Source organism: Bacillus sp. TCT6 (assembly GCF_056033845.1).
The window spans coordinates 4976483-4997896 of the sequence record NZ_JBVYHX010000001.1 but is presented as its reverse complement, the minus strand read 5'-3'; the positions used below and the strand labels follow the sequence as shown (position 1 = coordinate 4997896).

The following is a 21414-nucleotide window of genomic DNA, read 5'->3' as shown; positions in this document are numbered from 1 at the left end:
TTTTAGCATAAATTTGGATATAGAAAGGTTACAATTTTGTAAGGTATTTGAAAGAGATTTGTCGATTTTTGTTCAAATTTGCGGAGAAAAGCAGTTTTTTGAGGAGAAATATGGAGGGTAATAAAAAAAGGAACGAATTTCGTTCCTTTTTTTACGATTTTATATGTGTAAAAATTTCTCTACCTTGTCGTCTGGTAAAATGTTTCCAACGAAAAATGTTCCGAATTCACCATAACGAGCACTTACTTCATCGAAGCGCATTTCATATATAAGTTTTTTAAATTGAAGAACATCGTCAGCGAATAATGTTACGCCCCACTCAAAATCGTCGAATCCAACTGACCCTGAAATAACTTGGCGTACTTTACCTGCGTATTGACGACCAATTTTACTATGACTGTACATCATTTTTTTACGCTCTTCCATAGGAAGCATGTACCAGTTGTCATCACCTTGGCGACGCTTATCCATTGGATAGAAGCAAATGTGATTTGCTTTTGGTAGTTCTGGATATAAGCGAGCTAAGATTTGTGGGTTTTGATATGGATCTTCATCAGCTGGAAGGTAGTTGCTTAGTTCAACAACAGATACGTAAGAGTATGCAGGAACCATATATTCAGCTAATGTTGTTTTATTCAATTCTGTCTCAATTTCATTTAACTCTTCCATTGTTGGACGTAAAATCATAAGCATAATATCAGCTTTTTGGCCAACAACTGTATACATTGCATGACTACCTTTTTTCGCAGTAGATACTTCGTTCCATTTTTCAACGACATTTAAAAATTCAGACACAGCTTGTCCGCGTTCGTCGCTAGATAATGTTTTCCATGCAGCCCAATCAATAGAACGTAAATCATGTAAACAATACCAGCCATCTAACGTTGTTGTTGCTTCACTCATTCTATTCACCTCAGTTAATGATAGTTTTACACGTTAACTATAGCATATATAGTTTTAAAATCATCTATATAAAGCTTTGGCGCATAAAATTGTCACATTTAAATTTACTTGAAAATAGGAGGAGATAAGGATTAAAGGGGATTTATTTTTAGGCTGAATTTTATGAAAATATAATCATTTTCATTTTATCTATTTTTTGGGAGCTATAAGTTTAAAATATAGAAGAAAAGCAGTATTCTTAAAGATAGAGTTTTTTTAACATATGTAGGAGGGTTTATTCGTGAGCAACTTATTTACAACAGTAAAAGAAAAAGTTCAAGGAAAAGGCATTTCTATCGTACTTCCTGAAGGAACTGATGAAAGAATTTTAGGCGCTGCAGAGCGTTTAGCAAAAGAAGAGTTAGTAAAACCAATCTTAGTTGGTAATAAGGAAGAAATTAGCGCAAAAGCTGCTAGCATGAATTTAACATTAGCAGGCGTTGATATTTATGACCCAGCTACATATGAAGAAATGGATGCAATGGTAGCATCTTTCGTTGAACGCCGTAAAGGTAAAGCAACTGAAGAAGACGCTCGCAAAATCCTTAAAGACGAAAACTACTTCGGTACAATGCTTGTATACATGGGCAAAGCACACGGTTTAGTAAGTGGTGCAGCTCACTCTACAGCTGATACAGTTCGTCCAGCACTTCAAATCATTAAAACAAAACCAGGCGTTACAAAAACTTCTGGCGTATTCATCATGGTACGTGAAGAAGAGAAATATGTATTCGCTGATTGCGCAATTAACATTGCACCAAACAGCCAAGATTTAGCTGAAATTGGTATCGAGAGTGCAAAAACTGCTGAATTATTCGGTATTGACCCACGCGTTGCTATGTTAAGCTTCTCTACAAAAGGTTCTGCGAAATCTCCAGAAACAGAAAAAGTTGTAGAAGCAACTCGCATTGCAAAAGAAATGGCTCCTGAATTAACTTTAGATGGAGAATTCCAATTCGATGCTGCATTCGTACCATCTGTAGCTGAGAAAAAAGCTCCAGGTTCTACAATTAAAGGTGATGCTAACGTATTCGTATTCCCAAGCTTAGAAGCTGGTAATATCGGTTACAAAATCGCTCAACGTTTAGGTAACTTCGAAGCAGTAGGACCAATCTTACAAGGTTTAAACATGCCTGTAAATGACCTATCTCGTGGATGTAACGAAGAAGAAGTGTACAAGTTAGCTTTAATTACAGCAGCTCAAGCACTTTAGTTCTATAATGAATTGAAATAAAGACCGTCGCTATAATAGCGACGGTCTTTATTTTTCTAAGCCAAGTGCTTTATTGTTACGATCAATAATCCGTTGTAAATTCGTCTCATATAAAGGTATTTCATCTATTGTTAATTGAGATGGTGTTAACTTCGGAGCGAATTGCTGCAATGTTTTTAAAAGGCGCATCATTAAATCTTGTACTGTAATGGTTTCGCCAAGTAATTCTGAAAGTGAAGCCATCGTACTCGGTACAATTTCAGGATACGTAAAGCGTGTTTCTTCTCCTTGAATGGCTAGGTTATAGAAATCACGAACGAGTGCGGCACGCTCAGAGCCACTTCCTGTAGCACAAAGATAAATTTGGACAGCGACACCCCCGCGAATACGGCGCTGTGAAATGCCAGCGAATTTTTGATCGCGAATACTTAAGTCATAGCTACCAGGACAGTAAGAACCTACAATTTCTTTTGCCTCGATAGTAACGTCGTAATCCTTTAACATCTCCTTAATTAAATGCCACATCGTATCGTATCCAAGATCAATATCGATACCTTTTTCTGTTTCTTGGAATAAAAGTGATACGTTTAAAACACCTTCATCAAGCACGACTGCAAGCCCGCCAGAATTACGAACAATAACATTAAAGTTGTTCTTTTTTAACAAGGAAATGCCTTCTTCTAAGTGTGGTAGGCGTGAATCTTGAATGCCAAGAACAATTGTATTGTGATGAACCCAAGAACGCATTGTTGCAGCTGATTGACCATTTCCAATGCTTGTGCACAGTGTGTCATCCATTGCGAATGACTGCAATGCATGGAATGTTGGTCCCAAACTAGATTGATCTACAATACGCCACTCTGGCTGAGATAAAATGGAACGGGAATTGCTCATATAACTAACCCCTTATCTTTAAAATGACAATCTCTATTATAGCAAAAAAATGAAGAATAGAGTTTTCTCATATATAAAGGGGAAGTTTAGATGTGAAAGAATAAAAAGGATGCATTATATGCATCCTTTTTATTCTGCAATTTTTTCTAAATTACCGTTTCGATCCATTCGGAAAGATGTTTGAGAACGTTCTTCGTCATCCATGACTGCCAACTTACGAGCTCGGTTCATAATGTTCATAAGTGTTTCGTAATCTTCTTGTACAGTATGAGATTGCTTTTCTAATTTTTCTAGTTTCTTTTCTAGTTCTTCATTTCGAAGGATTTGTGCTTTAATTTCTTGTTTCAATCTCGTATTCTCGTTTTCAAGAGCTGTTACTTTTATATTTGAGGATCCAACTGTTTGTAAGAAATAAATAACATCTTGCATTGTCATAGAGCTTTTTGCAACAGGAACGGTAGATTCTTGATATGGAATAGCTTCTTTATATTGTACAATTGATTCCTCTTGTACGAATTCTTCATAATCAGTTATCGAATCTGAAGCTGGTGGTGTATAAAGTAAACGTTTTTTCGCTTGCTCACCGCTTGCAGCGCGCATTTTATCTTTACGATGTTTTTTTGCTAGTTGAAGAGCTTGTTCATAGCTATAGCGAACGACAGCATTCCAGCGGAAACCACAAGCAGCGGATGTACGATTTAACTGATCCCCTACTTCCTCAAATGCATTTAATTGCGTACTTCCTTCTCGAACATGACGAAGTACCGTTTCAGCAAGTAATAAATCATCCTCATCTGTCCAAGCATCTTGTCTTACTTTCATAGATTCAACTCCCTTTCTTTTTATGAACTTCCTATTTTTATAATGGGCAAAAAAATAAACTTTTATACAAAGCTTTTAAAAATATGGTAGATTTCGATGAAAGGTAAAAATTTTCCCATGAATGGTGAGCGCTTCTGTAGGAGAGCATATAAATATGTAGCATTATGTAGAGAATAGGCCCTGTAGGGAAACTTGCAACGAGCTTCAAAGAACGGTAAAATACCATTTAGTGTTTATTTTTAAATGTACTTGAGAAAAGTTTAAAATAGAGGAAGTGTTATATAATGGGAAACGAATTTCGCGTGTGCGATGACTGTCAGGCAACGAACGTTAAAACGTTAGTTCCGAAGTTAAAAAAAGTAGATTCATGTGCAACGATTGAAGTTGGATGTCAGTCTTACTGTGGTCCTGGTCGTAAAAAATCATTCGCATTTGTAAATAACCGTCCAGTTGCGGCTCCAACAGAAGATGAGTTAATCGTAAAAATTGAAGCAAAGTTAAATAAGTAAGAAAAAGAAGAGTGAAAAGATTACTCTTCTTTTTTATGCCCATAAGAGGAACGATTTATTCTGCGAAAGTGCTCTTGTGTGGACGAACGTTTTCTAAAGGATGGATATAACTTTTGTATTAAAGTTCTAATTTATATAAATTTGTATTTCAAAATAATGGTTGACAGTCTTTTAAAGCGATAGGTAGAATAGAAGTGTCTGATTCTGAGAATCATTATCAGGAAAATAACAATTCACCTAATTTTTTTATTACTATTTGAGAATAAATTTCATTTTAATAAATATATGTTGTTGGTTAGGATGGTTGAGGGATGGAAGCGAGCGCAAGCAGTATAGAACAGCAAGAAGAGAATGTTAAAGAGATTAAGAGCAGACCGCTCATTGCTTCTATTATTTTAGTAGCGGGTACAGTTTTGTTAGCTTTAAGCATGGCAGTTTCTATTTCTTTTGGGGCTGCAGATATTAGTTTAAAGACTGTATGGCAAGCTGTATTTCAGTTTGATGGATCTATTACACATCATAACGTAATTCAAGAGCTTCGCATGCCTAGAGCAATAGGGGGCGTAGTTGCAGGTGCCTTTTTAGCGGTATCAGGAGCAATTATGCAAGGCATGACGCGAAATCCACTTGCTTCACCATCGTTAATGGGGATTACAGATGGTGCAGTATTTGGAATTGCAATTATGTATGCATTTTTTCCTAATTCACCTTATTTGATGTTTGTTATTGCATCTTTTATTGGAGCTGCGTTTGGTGCAAGCATTGTATATGGAATTGGGTCTTCTTCACCAGGTGGATTAACACCTGTGAAATTAGCTTTAGCAGGTGCAGCTATTAGTGCTTTATTAGGGGCAATTTCATCTGGAATTGCATTGTATTTTAATCTTGCTCAAGAGGTGAGCATGTGGAATGCAGGCGGAGTTGCTGGAGTGAAATGGCAAAGTATTAATATGTTAGTGCCAATTGGCCTTGTTTGTCTTTTTATCGCAATTATGATGTCGAGATATATTACAATTTTGAGCTTCGGTGAAGAAATTGCGATTGGACTTGGTCAAAATACGACATTAATTAAATTTATCGGAACAGTACTTGTTCTTGTTTTAACGGGTTCCGCAGTTTCCATGGCAGGATCAGTTGGATTTGTTGGTCTTGTAATCCCGCATATGACTCGTTTCCTTGTAGGCTCGGACTATAGATGGGTTATTCCATGTTCTGCGGTCTTAGGCGGGCTGTTAATTGAATGTGCAGATATGTTATCTCGCGTTATTAACCCGCCATTTGAAACGCCAATTGGAGCAATTACAGCGCTAATTGGGGTTCCATTCTTCCTCTACTTAGCACGTAATGAAGGGAGAGGAAAGATGTGAGGACGAGTGTCTTAACAAAAAAGAACATTTCTATATTAACGATTTTAGTAGGACTAATCGTTTCTATATTTCTTATTAGTTTAAATACAGGAACTTTTAAAATACCGCCAATGGACGTATTAAAGTCATTGGTTGGAATAGGGGCTGAAGATCAGTCTGTTATTTTATTTGAATTCCGCATGCCGCGTATGGTGATTGCTATACTAGTCGGATCTGCTTTAGCGATGTCAGGTGCGATTTTGCAAGGATTATCACGAAATCCACTTGCTGATCCAGGTATTATCGGTATTAACGCTGGAGCGGGATTAACAGTTGTTATATTCGTCTACTTTTTCTTTGGAAAAGTTGGGACTGGTACATTTTTATCTGTATTTATCCTTCCATTCTTCGCGTTGGTTGGTGCAATATTAGCGGCGGTTATTATTTATTTACTAGCATGGAAAGACGGCGTTTCATCAACGAGATTAATACTAGTTGGTATCGCTGTTGCAGCCGGGTTTGGTGCTGTTAGTTTAATTTTTTCTATGAAGATGACATCTAACGATTTTCGTTTTGCTACGATTTGGTTAGCAGGAAGTCTATGGGGCACAGATTGGAAGTTCGTGCTAAGTGTACTTCCATGGATGGTTATTTTCTTGCCACTTGCTATTAGTAAGGCGCACATATTAAATGTAATGAACCTAGGCGATTCTACAGCAGTTGGTCTTGGTTTAAATGTAGAAAAGGAAAGACGTAAATTATTATTTATTGCAGTTTGCTTAGCTGGTGCATCTGTCGCTGTTGCCGGAGGAATTGGTTTTATCGGTTTAATGGCTCCGCATTTAGCGAGGCGCCTTGTTGGTGGTAAACATCAAATTATGCTGCCTACTGCTGCACTAATAGGGACGTTTTTACTCTTATTCGCAGACGTAATTTCAAGAAGCGTGTTAACAACTTCAGAAATACCGGTCGGTCTTGTTATTTCTGTAATTGGTGCACCATATTTCATATACTTACTTATGAGGACAAAATAAAGGGAGGCTTTTTGTATGGCAACTTTAGCAGTTGATGCGGTATCTGTTGGCTATAATGAAGGGTTAATTATTGATGGATTAACAGTTGAAATTCCGGAAGGGAAAATTACAACAATTATTGGACCAAATGGTTGTGGGAAGTCCACATTATTAAAAACGGCTTCTCGTATTTTGAAGGCGAAAAAAGGTACTGTTTATCTTGACGGAAAAGCAATCGAGAAACAACCAACAAAAGAAATCGCAAAGAAAATGGCGATTTTACCACAGACTGCAGAAGTGCCAACTGGCCTTACTGTGTTTGAACTTGTTTCATATGGACGTTTTCCTCATCAAAAAGGATTTGGAACGTTGAAAGAAGAGGATTATCGTTACATTCATTGGGCACTTGAAGTGACGGGAATGACAGAATTCGCAAATCGTTCAGCAGAGGCGTTATCAGGCGGGCAACGTCAACGTGTATGGATTGCGATGGCCCTTGCACAAGGAACAGAATTACTTGTATTGGATGAACCAACAACGTACTTAGATATGGCTCATCAATTAGAAGTATTAAACTTATTGAAAAAATTAAATGAAGAAGAAGGTAGAACGATTGTTATGGTTATCCATGACTTAAACCACGCTTCTCGTTTCTCAGATCATATGATTGCATTAAAAGCAGGTAAGTTAATGAAACAAGGAACGCCAGATGAAGTTATGACAAGTGAAACACTTCGCAGTGTATTTGAGATTGAAGCTCAAATCGTTCCTTGTCCAGTAAACTGTAAGCCAATTTGTTTAACATATGATTTAGCGATGATTAGTAATCAATTGCGTAAAAAAGCATAAGTAGAACCCCCTCGTGAAGAGGGGGGACTTCTAATGGACGTTGAGCTTCTTATATAAGAATGGGAAGTTGAACGCCCGTTAGAAGGGGTTATTAACAACAATTAATAAATATATATAAATTAATTAATTGTTATATTTGTTTCTTATAGTTCATTGTAACTTATAAGATAAATACAGCTAGAAGGAGTGGGAACATGAAGAATTTTAAAATGGCACTATTAGCAATGGTACTAGTTGTGACTTCTGTACTATTTGCAGCTTGTTCTAACAAAGAAGAAGAAAAGAAAGCAGATGCAAAGACTGAAGAGCGCACTGTAAAACATGCAAAAGGGGAAATTAAAATTCCTGCAAATCCAAAGAAAATTGCTGACCTTAGTGGTTCAACAGAAGAATTATTAATTTTCGGTATGAAACCGGTTATTACTGCTAATACATCTCAAGAAAAAATTGATGCACATATTGAAAAGAAACTAAAAGACGTTAAACCAGTTGGTTCTGCTTGGGGCGATAAAATTAACATCGAAGCAGTAGCTGCTGCAAAACCAGATTTAATTCTTGTAAATAATCGTCAAGAAAAGATTTATGATCAATTATCTAAAATTGCACCAACAGTTATGTTAAACACTCCATTAGATCAATGGCGTCCAAAATTCCAAGAAGTAGGTCAAATCTTCGGTAAAGAAAAAGAAACAAAAGAATGGTTCAAAAAGTATGATGAAAAAGCAAGCAAATTACATGACAAAATCGTCGCTAAAACTGGTGAAGCAACATTTATGAAAATGGCTGCATATCCAAATGCTTTCCGCGTATACGGTGACTACGGTTACGGTAGCGTAATCTTTAATGATTTAAAACTACCAGCAGTTAAAGGTACACCAACTGATAAACCGTTAGTACAAGTACAAAAAGAAGCTTTAATCGATTACAACCCAGATTACTTATTCGTATTTACAACTGGTGACGGTTCTCAGCGCTTAAAAGAATTCCAAGAAGAATCAATTTGGAAAAACATGAACGCTGTTAAAAACAACCACGTATTTACAATTAAAAATGAAGACTTAAACAAAGGTTACTTCCCATTAGGGAAAGATATGATCTTAGACGAAGTTGCTGAATTCGTTTTAGGTAAATAATGTATAAAGGAAATCACTTTTACTTCGGTAAAGGTGATTTTTTCTTTTTATAAAGGGAATTAATACAGTCTTTCATTTCTTTCTGTTTCTCATTTCGTTTATAATATAAAGTAAGAATGTAGTAAAGAAAGGGGGATGTCGGAAAGTGGTATATTTAAACGACAAACTCAGCGAAACAAAAGTGTTTAAAGACCCAGTACATAAATATGTGCACGTGCGTGATCGTGTTATTTGGGATTTAATCGGAACGAAAGAATTTCAACGCTTGCGCCGTATTAAGCAGCTTGGAACGACATTTTTTACATTTCACGGTGCAGAGCATAGTCGCTTTACTCATTCGTTAGGTGTATACGAAATTATTCGTCGTATGATTGATGATGTGTTTGATGGCAGACCAAATTGGAATGCTGAAGATAGATTGTTATGTTTATGTGCGGCATTACTTCATGATGTCGGCCACGGCCCATTTTCTCACTCGTTTGAAAAAGTATTTTCATTAGATCATGAGAAATTTACGCAAAAGATTATCGTTGGCAATACAGAGATTAATGATGTATTAAGTCGTGTTGATAAGGAGTTTCCACAAAAGGTAGCAGATGTAATTGCAAAAACGTCTACTAATAAATTAGCGATTAGTATGATTTCGAGTCAAATTGATGCGGATCGTATGGATTATTTATTAAGAGATGCTTATTTTACAGGCGTAAAGTACGGAAACTTCGATATGGAACGTATACTGCGTGTAATGCGTCCGTATGGGAATCAAGTAGTCATTAAAAATAGTGGTATGCATGCTGTTGAGCATTACATTATGAGTCGTTATCAAATGTATTGGCAAGTATATTTCCATCCGGTAACGCGAAGTGCAGAAGTTATTTTAACGAAGATTTTACACCGTGCGAAATCACTGCACGAGAAGTATTACACATTTAAAAATCATCCTGTTCATTTCTATTCTTTATTTGAAGAAGAAGTAACAGTAGAGGATTATTTAAAGTTAGACGAGAACGTTATGTATTACTACTTCCAAGTATGGCAGGAAGAAGAAGATCCAATTTTAAGCGATTTATGTCGCCGTTTTATGAATCGAAATCTATTTAAATATGTAGAGTTTACAGATAAACACGGTTTAGATAATTGGATGGAGTTAAGTAGTTTATTTAAAAAGATTGGACTTGATCCGGAGTATTATTTAGTAGTTGATTCAACATCGGACTTACCGTATGACTTTTATCGTGCAGGAGAAGAAGAAGAGCGTCTGCCAATCCTGCTTCTTATGCCAAACGGAGAGCTTAGAGAGCTTTCACGTGAATCGGATATTGTTGAGGCGATTACAGGTAAGAAAAGAACGGATCAAAAGTTATTCTATCCACATGATTTAATCTATGAAGATGGAAGAAAAGGAAAATATAAAGAGAGAATTATTGAGTTGTTAGAAGGAAAGAAATAAGAAGCAGCTAATGGCTACTTCTTATGAAAAAACTTGAAATTATTTGTCGCTTAAGCGTTTTCCGCCAACTGCATAATGGTTTTTAGACATTTCTTCGATGAAAACAACGATGTTTTCTTCAGGAGCACCAGTTGTTTCGCTTACTGCTGCTGTTACTTTCTCAGCAAGAGCTTTCTTTTGTTCTTCTGTGCGTCCTTCTAGCATTTTCACTGTTACGTATGGCATGTACAATCGCTCCTTTTATGTAAGTTACACTCTTATTATAGCGGATTATGGGGAAGAACAATCGAAAAAACAAATAATTTCTTTTTTTGACATATGGAAGAGGAGATGAAGTATGGATCAGTTATTTAGATATCCATTGCACGAAATTCCGTTGGTAGCAATGGCGATTATTATTGCATTATCCGTTCATGAATTTGCACATGCATATGTTGCATATAAATTTGGGGACGATACAGCAAAGAGACAAGGGCGTTTAACGTTATCACCGATGGCTCATTTAGACCCTATCGGTTTGATTGCAGTATTAATTCTTGGATTCGGTTGGGCAAGACCGGTTCCTGTTAACCCATATAACTTTAAAAGACCGCGTCTTGCAGGCATATTAGTTTCAATTGCAGGGCCGATTAGTAACTTAATTTTAAGTGCAATTGGTTTAATTATTTGGTATAGCTTATTAAAATTTGGTGTATTATACTCAATTCCATCTGCAGTAGCAGATACGTTAGCTCAATTTTTCCAGATTTTTATTATGCTGAATATCGTTTTACTTGTATTTAACTTATTACCGATCCCACCACTTGATGGGTATCGCGTAGTGGAAGATTTAGCACCAGCAAATATTCGCGCGAAAATGACACAGTATGAAAAATATGGGGCAATTGCGTTATTAATTCTCGTTATTACACCGCTTAGTAATTACACAATTCAACCTATTTTTCAGGTAGTTATTCCGCATGTATTTGTATTTTTAGATAGCATCATTGCGCCTATTTTTGGCCTTTTATAATTTTTAAGTGAGGAGGATTTTACATATGACAGAGAAAAAGAAAAAAATCGGTTTTAATATCGTGAAAAATGATTCAACAGATGGACATGGTGGATTTGGTGTTGGGGCATTAAGCTTAGAAAACATTTCACCTGTATTTGTTGATGTACTAGAGAAGACTGCATTCGTTGATATCGGTGCGATGCATGCGCGTAGTACAGTAGAAAAAGGTATTAAGTTTTTAACAAATAAAGATGAAGTTCCAAACGGAAAACCATTTTGGCTTGTTTGGGTAACGATTGAAAGAACTGCGACAGGTGCGTATTACGCAGGTGTAACAGCTTGTGAAATGACAGTTGACCGTGAGATTCGCCGCGGATATAAATCACTTCCAGAACACGTAAACAAAATGGATAAATCAATGAAGCGTCACATTATGGTTGACCATATGGATGAATCATCTAAAAAAGTACTTGGTACGTTCTTGAAAGAACATAATGAAGCGATTTGGAACGAATCTGGTGAAGAATTGCGCCGTGCATTATTAAGTGAATAAAAAATAGCTGACGGATGCCCGTCAGCTATTTTTTTTACCAAGGAAGATATTTTTTCCACCAACTTGTTTTTTTCTTTTCTTCAGTCGTTTTTTCAAATTCTTCTTTATCATCGACGTGATCCATACAATATTCAGTCGGTTCGGTACCTTTAGCGAAGTACATTTTCACAGAAATAGGACAATTTTTTGTAGCAATTTTACCGTTCTCTGGGTTGATATTAACCGCTACGACGTCACCTGGTTGTTTAAATTCTTTTTTTGGCTGTCCATCTAAGCCTTTCTCCATCGTATCAGTCCATATTTTCTTCGCATATCCTTGTTCTGCTACGTTTGAAATAGATTTAGGTTGATCGTATCCGACCCATACACCAGTTACGATTTGCGGAGTAAATCCGATCATCCAACTATCCGTTTCAGTAGAACCAGATTTTCCGGCATATGTTCTTGATAATTTTGATAACATCGATTGGCCAGTTACAGCAGCATAACTGCTTAGTTTCTTATTAAACATACCAGTCATCATTTCTTCCATTACAAACGCTTTGCTCTTGTCGAGAACTTGTTTACTCTCTAAATGAGCATCGTATAATATATTTCCTTCATGATCCATAATGCGGCGAATGAAAGTAGGTTTTACTTCTTTTCCACCGTTTGCGAACATGCTATAAGCGTTGACCATTTCAATTGGTTTTACTGGTGATGTACCGAGAGCTAGAGAAGGCACATCTTTTAATGCACTTGTAATTCCAAATTGTTTCGCTGTTTTTGCAAGCGCGTCATCTCCTAAAAATAAATTCGTTTTCACAGCATATATGTTATCAGAGACTGCGAGAGCTTGTGCCATCGTTACGAAATCATCGGCATAATAATCTTTATAGTTCTTCGGTTTATACTTTGAAACACCGTCACCTAAGGTGAATACAGTATATTCGCTTTTTAAGCGCGTAGCAGGTGTGAATCCTCGTTCTAATGCCGCATAATATAGAAATGGCTTAAATGTAGAACCAGGCTGACGGATGGCTTGTGTAGCCCTGTTAAATTGACTCGTAGTATAATCAGTTCCGCCAACAAGAGCAGCCACTTCACCTGTCGTTGGATTCATAGAGACGAGAGCAGTTTGTATGTTTGTTGTGTCAGGTATATGATCTTTTACAGCTTGTTCTGCTACAGCTTGTAGTTTAGGGTCTAGCGTTGTATAAATTCGCAAGCCACCTCGTTGTAAAGCTTGTTCGTCTAATCCAACATCACGAAGAAGTGAAGCTTGTACAGCATCTTGGAAATATGGTGCGACCTCTGCTACTTTTTTCGTATCTAATGAGGCAAAAGTTAGTGGCTCTTTCTTCGCTAAGGCTGCTTGTTGCTTCGTAATATATCCTTGTTCTACCATTTCATCTAATATGAGGGCTTGTCGTCCTTTAGCACGATCCTCTTTCAAAAAGGGAGAATAGACACTTGGCCCTTTTGGGATACCTGCGAGCATACTAGCTTCTGCTAATGTTAACTCTTTTGCTGTTTTATCGAAATATAGACGGGACGCAGCTTCGATGCCATAAGCGCCATGTCCGTAATAAATTGTATTTAAATATCCTTCTAAAATATGATTTTTATTATAGTTTACTTCAAGGCGGACAGTGTACATTGCCTCTAATAATTTCCGTTTCCACGTTTTATCATGATCTAAATACAGATTACGCGCGTATTGTTGTGTAATTGTACTAGCTCCTTGTACCTTTGCCATTGCTTTTAAATCAGCAACAATTGCACCTGCAATCCGTTTTACATCGAAGCCGTGATGTTTATAAAATCTTTGATCTTCAATAGAAAGGGTCGCTTCTTTTACATAAGGTGAAATTTCATTAAGAGAGACATTGTAACGTTTTTGAATTTCGTTACTTTGTCCAATAACAGTATCATCGTTTGCGTAAAAGACGCTTGTTTGCGGGACCGCAACAGGAGGAGGTCCCATAATTTTTGCAACTATAATAATAACAAAAAAAGAAAAAACGAAGAAAAGGACGCAAGAAAACATTGCGGTGAAGAAAAGACGTTTATATTTTTTAAGTTTTGGATTCATAGTTTGATCCATCTTTTTTCAGCCCCTCATTAATACAAGCGTTATTGTATTAGTATTGAGGGTTTTCGTTTATTTTAAACAATGAAATTTCGAAAATAAAAAAGCCCCTTCCATTAAGAAAGGAGCTCAAAGGCACGTGCTGGCCAATCGGTAATGATGACATCTACACCATAATCAATCATAGTTTGTAAATCTTTGTATTCGTTAATTGTATATGGACGGAAAACATATCCTTGCTCTTGTGCTAACTGCACAAATTCTTTCGTTAATAGCTGGAAGTTTGGATGTAATCCACTTGCTTCTCTATGTTTTGCTTCGGCAATTGGATCAGCAATCGGTGTATCATATAAAATTGCTCTTGGAATTTCAGGAGCAATTTCTGCTAATAATGAAACAGAGTCATGGTTAAATGATGAAAATACAATTTGATTTGAAAGATGATATTCACGCACAAGTGCAACAACTTTTTCCTCAATATTTGGGTAATGAATAACATCTGTTTTTAATTCGATATTTAGTTGTAAGTTCGTTGTGGAAAGCCAAATGAAAACCTCGCGCAACGTTGGAATTTTTGCTTCTTGGAAAGAAGGGGCTTTATGGCTACCAGCGTCCAATGATTGTAATTCCTCTACCGTTTTTTCAGAAACAAGTCCAACGCCATTTGTTGTACGATCGACGGTTTCATCGTGAATTACGACAAGTTCACCATCTTTTGATAGGTGGACATCGAGTTCAATTCCGTGAGCGCCAATGCGTTCAGCTTCTTGGAAGGCAATCATCGTATTTTCGGGATGTGTTCCTTTTACTCCGCGGTGAGCAAAAATAAGTGGTTTACTCATATGAAAATCTCCTTATTATCTCTTTTCTTTCATTATGAAACTGCTTTAGGGAAAATACAATTGAATATGACAAACATTTACAAAAGTCTAACAGTTGCAGAAAAGTTAACGTTAACGTAAAATGTAATAATTGAGTGAAGGGAGGAATAAACATGTATAAAATTGATGAAGTAACAAAGCAAGTCGGTTTAACAAAACGTACACTTCGTTATTATGAGGAAATTGGTTTAATTCATCCCCCAGAACGTAGTGAGGGGAATATTCGTCTGTATACGGATGAGGATATTGCCAGAATTAAAAGAATTGTAGAAGCGAAAGAAGTGCTAGGAATCACACTTCAAGAAATGCAACATTTCTTATCACTAAAAGAAAGAATGGAGCAAAGAAGAAATAGCGAGAACCCTCGTGATCGTGAAGTGATTCAAGAAATTAAAGATATGCTTGAAAAACAAGTGCAAACGTTAGACGAAAAAATGGAGCAAATGCAACGTGTAAAGGCAGAACTCGAAGATAGTTTACATCGTGCAGTAACATTTTTAGAGAGCACAAAAGGAGAGTAATCAAAATGGAGAGCAAACAAAAACTAGGGAGATTGATTACAGTGGTAGCTACCTTTCTTGCCTTTTCGGGTATAGGGGTAGTTGACCCAATCTTGCCGATTATTGCTGAGAAAATTGGTGCAACGCATTGGCAAGTTGAAATGTTATTTACCGCTTATATTTTAACGATGGCAATCATGATGTTACCAGCTGGTATATTTGCATCGAGATTTGGTGATAAACGAATGATGACAATCGGTCTTGCGATTGTGACTGTATTTGCGTTTATATGCGGTATATCGCAAACGATTGCTCAATTATCTCTTTTCCGTGCTGGATGGGGATTAGGAAATGCGATGTTTTTTGCGACAGCAATGACACTGTTAATAGCATTAAGTAAAGAAGTTCATGAAGCAGTAGGATTATACGAAGCAGCTATCGGCTTAGGTATGGCTGGGGGGCCGTTATTGGGTGGAATACTAGGTGGACATTCTTGGCGTTATCCGTTTTTCGCGACGAGTATTTTAATTTTCTTAGCATTTATTTTAGTATTCTTTTTTGTAAAAGAACCAGAGCGAAAGGTGAAGCGTAAGGCTGCTGGCGTAGGGGAATTACTTAACTTGGTGAAGTATAAACCATTTATGCAAGGTGCTATTTCAGGGATGCTATACTACTACGGATTTTTTGTTGTGTTAGCATATTCACCACTTATTATGCATTTATCAGCTATTCAATTAGGCTTTGTATTTTGCGGATGGGGACTGGCGTTAGCTTACGGTTCTGCAATTTTAGCACATAAACTAGAAGGGAAATATGAACCAAAAACATTATTGAAGGGGAGTTTACTCGTATTTGCGATTTTCTTAATTGCACTATTCTTTGTGAAAATTATGTGGTTACAAATTACTCTTATCTTTTTATCAGGATTGGCATCTGGCTTAAACAATGCATTATATACAAGTTATGTAATGGATATTTCACCTTATGAAAGATCTGTTACGTCAGGTGTTTATAACTTTGTTCGTTGGTTAGGTGGTGCGATTGCTCCAATTTTATCAGGAGTTATCGGGCACACAGTTTCACCACAAAGCCCATTTTTAGTTGGGGGAATTGTTGTGTTAGTTGGTTGTATTATGATCTTAATTCCAATTCGTAAACCAGTAGAACTAGAGACGAAAACCCTTTCTTAAGAAAGGGTTTTCTTTATACACATATGTTAGAACCCTCTGACTAAAATATATTTTCGGTATTTTTGTACTTTTAACTATACATTTTGGATGTTTTGTTTTATTTTTGTTAGGGGACATTAATGATGTCCCTATTATAAATTTGCATTGAAAGGCGTGATTGTACGATGGAACTATGGTTCACTGAAAAACAAACAAAACATTTTGGGATTACGGCGCGTATTAACCGCACATTACATACGGAGCAAACAGAATTCCAGAAACTTGATATGGTTGAAACGGAAGAGTTCGGAAACATGCTTATTTTAGACGGCATGGTTATGACAACAGAAAAGGACGAGTTCGTTTATCACGAAATGGTAGCGCACGTACCTTTATTTACACATCCAAACCCTGAAAACGTATTAGTTGTTGGCGGCGGCGATGGCGGTGTTATTCGCGAAGTGTTAAAACACCCAAGTGTAAAGAAAGCAACTCTTGTTGAAATCGATGGAAAAGTAATTGAGTACTCTAAACAATACTTACCATCAATTGCAGGCGCATTAGATAATGAGCGTGTAGAAGTAAAAGTAGGAGACGGTTTCCTACACATCGCAGAAAGCGAAAATGAATACGACGTAATTATGGTAGATTCTACTGAGCCAGTAGGCCCAGCAGTAAACTTATTTACGAAAGGTTTCTACGCTGGAATCTCTAAAGCGTTAAAAGAAGATGGTATTTTCGTTGCACAAACGGACAACCCTTGGTTCACACCAGAACTAATTACAACTGTGTTTAAAGACGTAAAAGAGATTTTCCCAATTACTCGTTTATACACAGCGAACATCCCAACTTACCCAAGTGGTCTTTGGACGTTCACAATTGGATCTAAAAAACATGATCCATTAGAAGTAAGTGAAGAGCGTTTCCACGAAATCGAAACGAAATACTACACAAAAGAATTACACAATGCAGCATTCGCATTACCGAAATTTGTTGGCGATTTAATTAAGTAAGAAATCGAGTTTGAACAAATAAAGTGTAGGTAGCTCATTTAAGGTGTTTGTCCAGAAGACTTGAACATGCTAGCTACTTACACTCCTGTAAAGAAAATCGTCTTCTTATTGTTAAAAAAGAAGACACCGGTAAATCGAGAAAGAGGAGCAGTTCGCTCCAAATTTGAGAAATAATGAAAGGTTGGGATACCTTAAGTTCCACATAAGGAGGAAAAGAATATGCGTTTTGATGAAGCTTATTCAGGTAAAGTATTTATTAAAAGTCATCCAAGTTTTGAAGAGTCAAAGGTAGTTATTTACGGGATGCCTATGGATTGGACAGTAAGTTACCGTCCAGGTTCTCGCTTTGGTCCTGCACGTATTCGTGAAGTATCAATCGGTCTTGAAGAATATAGCCCATATTTAGATCGTGAATTAGAAGAGGTAAAATATTTTGATGCGGGTGATATCCCATTACCATTCGGAAACGCACAACGCAGTTTAGACATGATTGAAGAGTATGTATCAAAACTTTTAGATGCCGATAAGTTTCCACTAGGTCTCGGCGGTGAGCACCTAGTGTCTTGGCCAATTTTTAAGGCAATGGCAAAAAAATATCCGGATTTAGCAATCATCCACATGGATGCTCATACTGATTTACGTGAATCGTATGAAGGGGAGCCTTTATCCCACTCTACACCAATTCGTAAAGTGTGTGATTTAATTGGTCCGGAAAACGTATATTCTTTCGGAATTCGTTCTGGAATGAAGGAAGAATTTGAATGGGCGAAAGAAGTAGGTATGAACTTATATAAATTTGACGTATTAGAACCGTTAAAAGAAGTATTACCGAAACTTGCTGGACGCCCAGTCTATGTCACAATCGACATTGATGTATTAGACCCAGCTCACGCTCCAGGAACAGGAACGTTAGAAGCTGGCGGTATTACATCTAAAGAATTATTAGATTCCATCGTAGCAATTGCAAATTCAAATATAAATGTAGTTGGAGCAGACTTAGTAGAAGTAGCTCCGGTCTACGACCATAGTGATCAAACACCAGTCGCAGCAAGCAAATTCGTGCGGGAAATGCTGCTCGGTTGGGTGAAGTAAAAGTGAAGCCGACTGTTTAGACCCGGTGAATAAGGTTCTTAGACGCAAGGGTCTAGGAGGCGTAACTGGATAGAAATAAAAGCGGAAGCGGCTCGCTTAGAATGTGTCGGTAAGTCGATATATAAAAAAATCGTCGATATAATCTTATTTACCATGGCAAGACATGAAAAAAAGAGTTATTCTCAAAAGGTGAGAATAACTCTTTTTCTTATGCAACTTTCTCTTCCGAATTAACGCCGCGAATTTCATCAGCAGAGCGGATCGGATATTTGCGGAACACAATAGATCCGATGTATCCGATAATAGTGGTAACGATTCCACATAGTACAGCAGCAATCGTTACTTTTATAACGTCATTAAATCCGAATAGGACGAGAAGACCTGGAATTGGTGATGCTGTTCCTGGTGCATTATTAACAAGCTGGAATAGCGATGTAATAATACCGGCAAGTGCACCGCCAACGAAATTTGTCATATAAATTGGAATTGGATTTGCTGAGACAACATCGGCTTGTGTTAAAGGCTCGATTGCTACAGCAATTGTATCTTTCTTTGAACAAATTTTTAATCGTTTAAAGAAAATAAAGTTCATCGGGGCTGAAGCTGCTACGGCAAGACTACCAATTGCCATTGGTAAACCTGTTAATCCAAGCATTGCAGTTAGTGCCATAGAACTCAGTGGAGAGGTAGAAATAACTGTTATTAATCCACCAAGCATAATACCCATAATGATAGGACTTTCTGTAGTTGCAACTGATATCATAGAACCGATTTTACCAAGTGTTGCGTTAACGAGCGGATCCATAAGCATTGCCATTCCACGTGAGATTGGTGCAGCGATAAATAGGATTGCTAAAAATTCCACACCAGCTGGTAATTTCTTTTCGAGAAATTTCACGACGAAGGCACAAACGTATCCGGCGAAAAATCCTGGTAAAATACCGAATCCACTAGTAGCGATACCAATTAAAACAGCGTATACGGGGGAAACACCGATTGCTAATGCGACTAAAATCGCTGCTGCAACACCGCTCATACTACCAGAAGCTTCTCCTACTGATTGTAAAAAGTCATTGTGAAACATTTCTCCACCTATATAACGGTGAAATGCTTCAATAAGAAAACTTGCGATTGCTGCATTAGCTAAAGCACCCATCGCCTTCATTCCGTAAGGCGCACGGTAACTGAAAAGTGTAAATAGACAAAGTACAACAAGTAATAGTGCTAAACCTTGCAAGATAGCCATTTGAAAACTGTCTCCTTTGATTTTTGTAATAAAAATTCGTATCATTCAATAATAATATAAAAGTGTATGAAACGGAAAAATTTTTTCTTGGGAACTTGCTGTAAGAAAAAATCCCTTACAATAATGTAAGGATTGTGTAAGACTTTTCGATAGAGTATAGTATACCCTTTTCCGTATAATACAGGTATAGACATAACATTAGTGAGAAAGAAGTGTAAAACAGGAGGCGCATGTATGAAATTGGTCATTAAAGTTTTAGCTGTATTCGCCATTATTTTAGGGGGAACAGCGTATTATTTGAATACAAAAACAGAAGGTGTACATGCTTTTGTAGACAACTTCTTTTCAAATAAAGAAATACAAGATTATTATGCGGTTGTAGATAAAGGTGAGAAAAAAGACGGTGAGTATTTGTATACATTTAAAGGGTATACAGAGGACGGAAATCAACAAATTATTAAAAGAATGGTAAATCGTGAATTGCATGCAGGTGCTTTTATAAAAATTTATGCAAAAGGTATGCAAGGAAAAGGATGGGCTGAAATAACGAAAGAGTCAATCCCGCAAAAAGCGTTGCAAAAAATAGAAAAACCATAAAAGGAGCGACTCATTCGCTCCTTTTTTAGTACGCTAAAATAGTGATAGATGTCTTTTCTTTGTTAGAAATAATTTTTGCACGTCCACCAATTGGGAAAGTGAAAATCGGGGTTGTATGCCCGAAACTTGCGTTTGCAATAATAGGAATATGTGCAAGTTCAGGTTTTGAAGCAATCATTTCTTGAATGTCCGCTATCGTACATTCTGCTTCTTTTTGCATTCTTCCTATTACAATACCTGTTATATGTTCAAAATTAGGTTGCTGCATAAGGGAATGTAGATAGCGATCAAAAGTTTTAAGTGTCGATTTTCCTGTTAAACTGTCTTCTTCAAGGAATAAAATTTTGCCCTTTAAGTTTGGCATATATGGTGTGCCTTGTAGTAAATTAAGTGTGCTCATATTGCCACCGATAATTTCTCCTGTCGCTTCCCCCTTTTGAATTGGAACATACCCTTCATTTTTAATAAATTCTCGATTTTCCTGATCCATATACCAAGAATCATCGCTCCACGTTTCCGCCGGAATGATTTCAATAGGCTCATTAGCGGTTAAGCATTGTAAAAAGTAATCAGCCGTGTAATGGAGTCCTTTTTCCATTCCAAATGAAGAGAAGTGGGGACCTGAATATGTAACGAGACCCGTTTTTGCGTAAATTGCATTATTTAAGGCAGTAATATCAGAATAACCACAGAAAAATTTTGGGTTTTCACGAATTAAATCAAAATCGAGATATTTCAATAAACCATTCGAGTTGTATCCGCCAAGTGTAGTTAAAATAGCTTTTACATTAGGGTCTCTAAATGCTTCATGGAGGTCTTGGACGCGGGAAGAAATAGAAGAGGAAGCAAATCGATCTATCTCATCGGCATATTTTGAGAATGTCACTTGAAAGCCCATGTCAGTTAATCTTTTTATAGCAAGTTTTCTATTTTCATTTGAAACAATACTTAAACTACAGGATGGTGAAATCACGCGTATTTCATCACCCTTTTTTAACTTTGTTGGTATCATTGAATTCACCTCTATAATTAAAAGAATATTTAGATTTAAAAAATATTTTATCATATGAAATAAAGATAGGAGGGAATTATTTTTTGAAATAGAGTTTTCCTGATTTTTCAGCAGA

22 protein-coding genes are annotated in these 21414 nt (G+C 36.8%); 14 read left to right on the top strand and 8 right to left on the bottom strand.

Translation table 11 applies throughout. The annotated features are described in order from the left end of the window. Positions 1 to 159 precede the first annotated feature (159 nt). Positions 160 to 903 carry a hydrogen peroxide-dependent heme synthase gene (hemQ, locus tag AC0ONG_RS25685; protein WP_001287601.1) on the bottom strand — a complete coding sequence of 248 codons (744 nt, stop codon included), beginning with the start codon at positions 901 to 903 and terminating at the stop codon, positions 160 to 162. A 280-nt stretch (positions 904 to 1183) separates the two neighbouring features. On the opposite strand from hemQ, the gene pta reads away from it, so the two are divergent. Beyond that, complete coding sequence (gene pta / locus AC0ONG_RS25680) at positions 1184 to 2155, top strand: phosphate acetyltransferase (protein WP_000067215.1); 972 nt, start codon at positions 1184 to 1186, stop codon at positions 2153 to 2155. Positions 2156 to 2203: 48 nt separating this feature from the next. On the opposite strand, the gene lipL is transcribed toward pta, so the two are convergent. After that, positions 2204 to 3049 carry an octanoyl-[GcvH]:protein N-octanoyltransferase gene (gene lipL / locus AC0ONG_RS25675; RefSeq protein WP_000071959.1) on the bottom strand — a complete coding sequence of 282 codons (846 nt, stop codon included), beginning with the start codon at positions 3047 to 3049 and terminating at the stop codon, positions 2204 to 2206. 129 nt (positions 3050 to 3178) lie between these two features. Further along, complete coding sequence (locus tag AC0ONG_RS25670; RefSeq protein ID WP_000868355.1) at positions 3179 to 3871, bottom strand: RsfA family transcriptional regulator; 693 nt, start codon at positions 3869 to 3871, stop codon at positions 3179 to 3181. A gap of 284 nt (positions 3872 to 4155) precedes the next feature. On the opposite strand from AC0ONG_RS25670, the gene AC0ONG_RS25665 reads away from it, so the two are divergent. From AC0ONG_RS25665 to AC0ONG_RS25640, 6 genes are all read left to right on the top strand, one after another. Then, on the top strand, positions 4156 to 4380 hold the full coding sequence (locus AC0ONG_RS25665; RefSeq protein ID WP_000526079.1) for a YuzB family protein: 225 nt from the start codon (positions 4156 to 4158) through the stop codon (positions 4378 to 4380). Between the two features lie 311 nt (positions 4381 to 4691). Continuing rightward, positions 4692 to 5747 carry a FecCD family ABC transporter permease gene (locus tag AC0ONG_RS25660; protein ID WP_000388296.1) on the top strand — a complete coding sequence of 352 codons (1056 nt, stop codon included), beginning with the start codon at positions 4692 to 4694 and terminating at the stop codon, positions 5745 to 5747. Continuing rightward, complete coding sequence (locus tag AC0ONG_RS25655) at positions 5744 to 6760, top strand: FecCD family ABC transporter permease (RefSeq protein ID WP_001260753.1); 1017 nt, start codon at positions 5744 to 5746, stop codon at positions 6758 to 6760. The genes AC0ONG_RS25660 and AC0ONG_RS25655 overlap by 4 nt, the downstream gene beginning before the upstream one ends. 15 nt (positions 6761 to 6775) lie before the next feature. Beyond that, positions 6776 to 7588 carry an ABC transporter ATP-binding protein gene (locus tag AC0ONG_RS25650; protein WP_000212066.1) on the top strand — a complete coding sequence of 271 codons (813 nt, stop codon included), beginning with the start codon at positions 6776 to 6778 and terminating at the stop codon, positions 7586 to 7588. A 194-nt stretch (positions 7589 to 7782) separates the two neighbouring features. Further along, positions 7783 to 8721, top strand: a complete 939-nt coding sequence (locus AC0ONG_RS25645) for an ABC transporter substrate-binding protein (protein WP_000787726.1) — start codon at positions 7783 to 7785, stop codon at positions 8719 to 8721. Between the two features lie 145 nt (positions 8722 to 8866). After that, complete coding sequence (locus tag AC0ONG_RS25640) at positions 8867 to 10171, top strand: HD domain-containing protein (RefSeq protein WP_000262742.1); 1305 nt, start codon at positions 8867 to 8869, stop codon at positions 10169 to 10171. 39 nt (positions 10172 to 10210) lie between these two features. Here AC0ONG_RS25640 and AC0ONG_RS25635 read toward each other — a convergent pair whose 3' ends face one another. Next, positions 10211 to 10396, bottom strand: a complete 186-nt coding sequence (locus tag AC0ONG_RS25635; protein ID WP_001147171.1) for a 2-hydroxymuconate tautomerase — start codon at positions 10394 to 10396, stop codon at positions 10211 to 10213. Positions 10397 to 10508: 112 nt separating this feature from the next. Here AC0ONG_RS25635 and AC0ONG_RS25630 point away from each other — a divergent pair, with 112 nt between their 5' ends. Beyond that, positions 10509 to 11183: a site-2 protease family protein gene (locus tag AC0ONG_RS25630; protein ID WP_000372445.1), complete on the top strand. Its 675-nt coding sequence runs from the start codon at positions 10509 to 10511 to the stop codon at positions 11181 to 11183. Positions 11184 to 11208: 25 nt separating this feature from the next. Further along, entirely contained in the window at positions 11209 to 11718 is a 510-nt protein-coding gene (locus AC0ONG_RS25625) for a YwhD family protein (protein ID WP_000136681.1), read from the top strand. A 34-nt stretch (positions 11719 to 11752) separates the two neighbouring features. Here AC0ONG_RS25625 and AC0ONG_RS25620 read toward each other — a convergent pair whose 3' ends face one another. Together AC0ONG_RS25620 and AC0ONG_RS25615 are read right to left on the bottom strand one after the other, a co-directional pair. Next, on the bottom strand, positions 11753 to 13804 hold the full coding sequence (locus AC0ONG_RS25620) for a transglycosylase domain-containing protein (RefSeq protein WP_079246218.1): 2052 nt from the start codon (positions 13802 to 13804) through the stop codon (positions 11753 to 11755). Between the two features lie 101 nt (positions 13805 to 13905). Then, positions 13906 to 14631 (bottom strand): glycerophosphodiester phosphodiesterase, encoded by a 726-nt coding sequence (locus tag AC0ONG_RS25615; RefSeq protein ID WP_000042780.1) that lies wholly within the window; start codon positions 14629 to 14631, stop codon positions 13906 to 13908. Positions 14632 to 14783: 152 nt separating this feature from the next. Between AC0ONG_RS25615 and AC0ONG_RS25610 the strand changes: the two genes are divergently transcribed. The 4 genes from AC0ONG_RS25610 to speB all read left to right on the top strand — a co-directional run bounded on the left by AC0ONG_RS25610 (position 14784) and on the right by speB (position 18444). After that, positions 14784 to 15191 (top strand): MerR family transcriptional regulator, encoded by a 408-nt coding sequence (locus AC0ONG_RS25610; RefSeq protein WP_000276560.1) that lies wholly within the window; start codon positions 14784 to 14786, stop codon positions 15189 to 15191. A 5-nt stretch (positions 15192 to 15196) separates the two neighbouring features. Continuing rightward, positions 15197 to 16360, top strand: a complete 1164-nt coding sequence (locus tag AC0ONG_RS25605) for an MFS transporter (RefSeq protein ID WP_136997644.1) — start codon at positions 15197 to 15199, stop codon at positions 16358 to 16360. Positions 16361 to 16524: 164 nt separating this feature from the next. Beyond that, positions 16525 to 17352, top strand: coding sequence for a polyamine aminopropyltransferase (speE, locus tag AC0ONG_RS25600; RefSeq protein ID WP_000424696.1), 828 nt, complete (start codon positions 16525 to 16527; stop codon positions 17350 to 17352). 219 nt (positions 17353 to 17571) lie between these two features. Next, the gene (gene speB / locus AC0ONG_RS25595; RefSeq protein ID WP_001209831.1) at positions 17572 to 18444 is read left to right on the top strand and encodes an agmatinase; all 873 of its coding nucleotides are present in this window, start codon (positions 17572 to 17574) and stop codon (positions 18442 to 18444) included. Between the two features lie 208 nt (positions 18445 to 18652). Here speB and AC0ONG_RS25590 read toward each other — a convergent pair whose 3' ends face one another. Further along, complete coding sequence (locus AC0ONG_RS25590; RefSeq protein ID WP_000996325.1) at positions 18653 to 19690, bottom strand: PTS sugar transporter subunit IIC; 1038 nt, start codon at positions 19688 to 19690, stop codon at positions 18653 to 18655. Positions 19691 to 19924: 234 nt separating this feature from the next. Between AC0ONG_RS25590 and AC0ONG_RS25585 the strand changes: the two genes are divergently transcribed. Continuing rightward, positions 19925 to 20287 carry a YxeA family protein gene (locus AC0ONG_RS25585; protein WP_000779933.1) on the top strand — a complete coding sequence of 121 codons (363 nt, stop codon included), beginning with the start codon at positions 19925 to 19927 and terminating at the stop codon, positions 20285 to 20287. A 25-nt stretch (positions 20288 to 20312) separates the two neighbouring features. Here AC0ONG_RS25585 and AC0ONG_RS25580 read toward each other — a convergent pair whose 3' ends face one another. Next, positions 20313 to 21299, bottom strand: a complete 987-nt coding sequence (locus tag AC0ONG_RS25580; protein ID WP_000613237.1) for a S66 family peptidase — start codon at positions 21297 to 21299, stop codon at positions 20313 to 20315. Positions 21300 to 21414: the final 115 nt, after the last annotated feature.

Excerpts from the sequence above, each read along its gene's own strand:
- speE (WP_000424696.1), top strand. The coding sequence starts at position 16,525 with ATGGAACTATGGTTCACTGAAAAACAAACAAAACATTTTGGGATTACG.
- AC0ONG_RS25650 (WP_000212066.1), top strand. The coding sequence starts at position 6,776 with ATGGCAACTTTAGCAGTTGATGCGGTATCTGTTGGCTATAATGAAGGG.
- AC0ONG_RS25645 (WP_000787726.1), top strand. The coding sequence starts at position 7,783 with ATGAAGAATTTTAAAATGGCACTATTAGCAATGGTACTAGTTGTGACT.
- AC0ONG_RS25585 (WP_000779933.1), top strand. The coding sequence starts at position 19,925 with ATGAAATTGGTCATTAAAGTTTTAGCTGTATTCGCCATTATTTTAGGG.
- AC0ONG_RS25625 (WP_000136681.1), top strand. The coding sequence starts at position 11,209 with ATGACAGAGAAAAAGAAAAAAATCGGTTTTAATATCGTGAAAAATGAT.
- AC0ONG_RS25605 (WP_136997644.1), top strand. The coding sequence starts at position 15,197 with ATGGAGAGCAAACAAAAACTAGGGAGATTGATTACAGTGGTAGCTACC.
- AC0ONG_RS25590 (WP_000996325.1), bottom strand. The coding sequence starts at position 19,690 with ATGGCTATCTTGCAAGGTTTAGCACTATTACTTGTTGTACTTTGTCTA.
- hemQ (WP_001287601.1), bottom strand. The coding sequence starts at position 903 with ATGAGTGAAGCAACAACAACGTTAGATGGCTGGTATTGTTTACATGAT.
- AC0ONG_RS25635 (WP_001147171.1), bottom strand. The coding sequence starts at position 10,396 with ATGCCATACGTAACAGTGAAAATGCTAGAAGGACGCACAGAAGAACAA.
- AC0ONG_RS25670 (WP_000868355.1), bottom strand. The coding sequence starts at position 3,871 with ATGAAAGTAAGACAAGATGCTTGGACAGATGAGGATGATTTATTACTT.
- AC0ONG_RS25660 (WP_000388296.1), top strand. The coding sequence starts at position 4,692 with ATGGAAGCGAGCGCAAGCAGTATAGAACAGCAAGAAGAGAATGTTAAA.
- AC0ONG_RS25615 (WP_000042780.1), bottom strand. The coding sequence starts at position 14,631 with ATGAGTAAACCACTTATTTTTGCTCACCGCGGAGTAAAAGGAACACAT.
- lipL (WP_000071959.1), bottom strand. The coding sequence starts at position 3,049 with ATGAGCAATTCCCGTTCCATTTTATCTCAGCCAGAGTGGCGTATTGTA.
- speB (WP_001209831.1), top strand. The coding sequence starts at position 17,572 with ATGCGTTTTGATGAAGCTTATTCAGGTAAAGTATTTATTAAAAGTCAT.
- AC0ONG_RS25620 (WP_079246218.1), bottom strand. The coding sequence starts at position 13,804 with ATGGATCAAACTATGAATCCAAAACTTAAAAAATATAAACGTCTTTTC.
- AC0ONG_RS25630 (WP_000372445.1), top strand. The coding sequence starts at position 10,509 with ATGGATCAGTTATTTAGATATCCATTGCACGAAATTCCGTTGGTAGCA.
- AC0ONG_RS25665 (WP_000526079.1), top strand. The coding sequence starts at position 4,156 with ATGGGAAACGAATTTCGCGTGTGCGATGACTGTCAGGCAACGAACGTT.
- AC0ONG_RS25580 (WP_000613237.1), bottom strand. The coding sequence starts at position 21,299 with ATGATACCAACAAAGTTAAAAAAGGGTGATGAAATACGCGTGATTTCA.
- AC0ONG_RS25610 (WP_000276560.1), top strand. The coding sequence starts at position 14,784 with ATGTATAAAATTGATGAAGTAACAAAGCAAGTCGGTTTAACAAAACGT.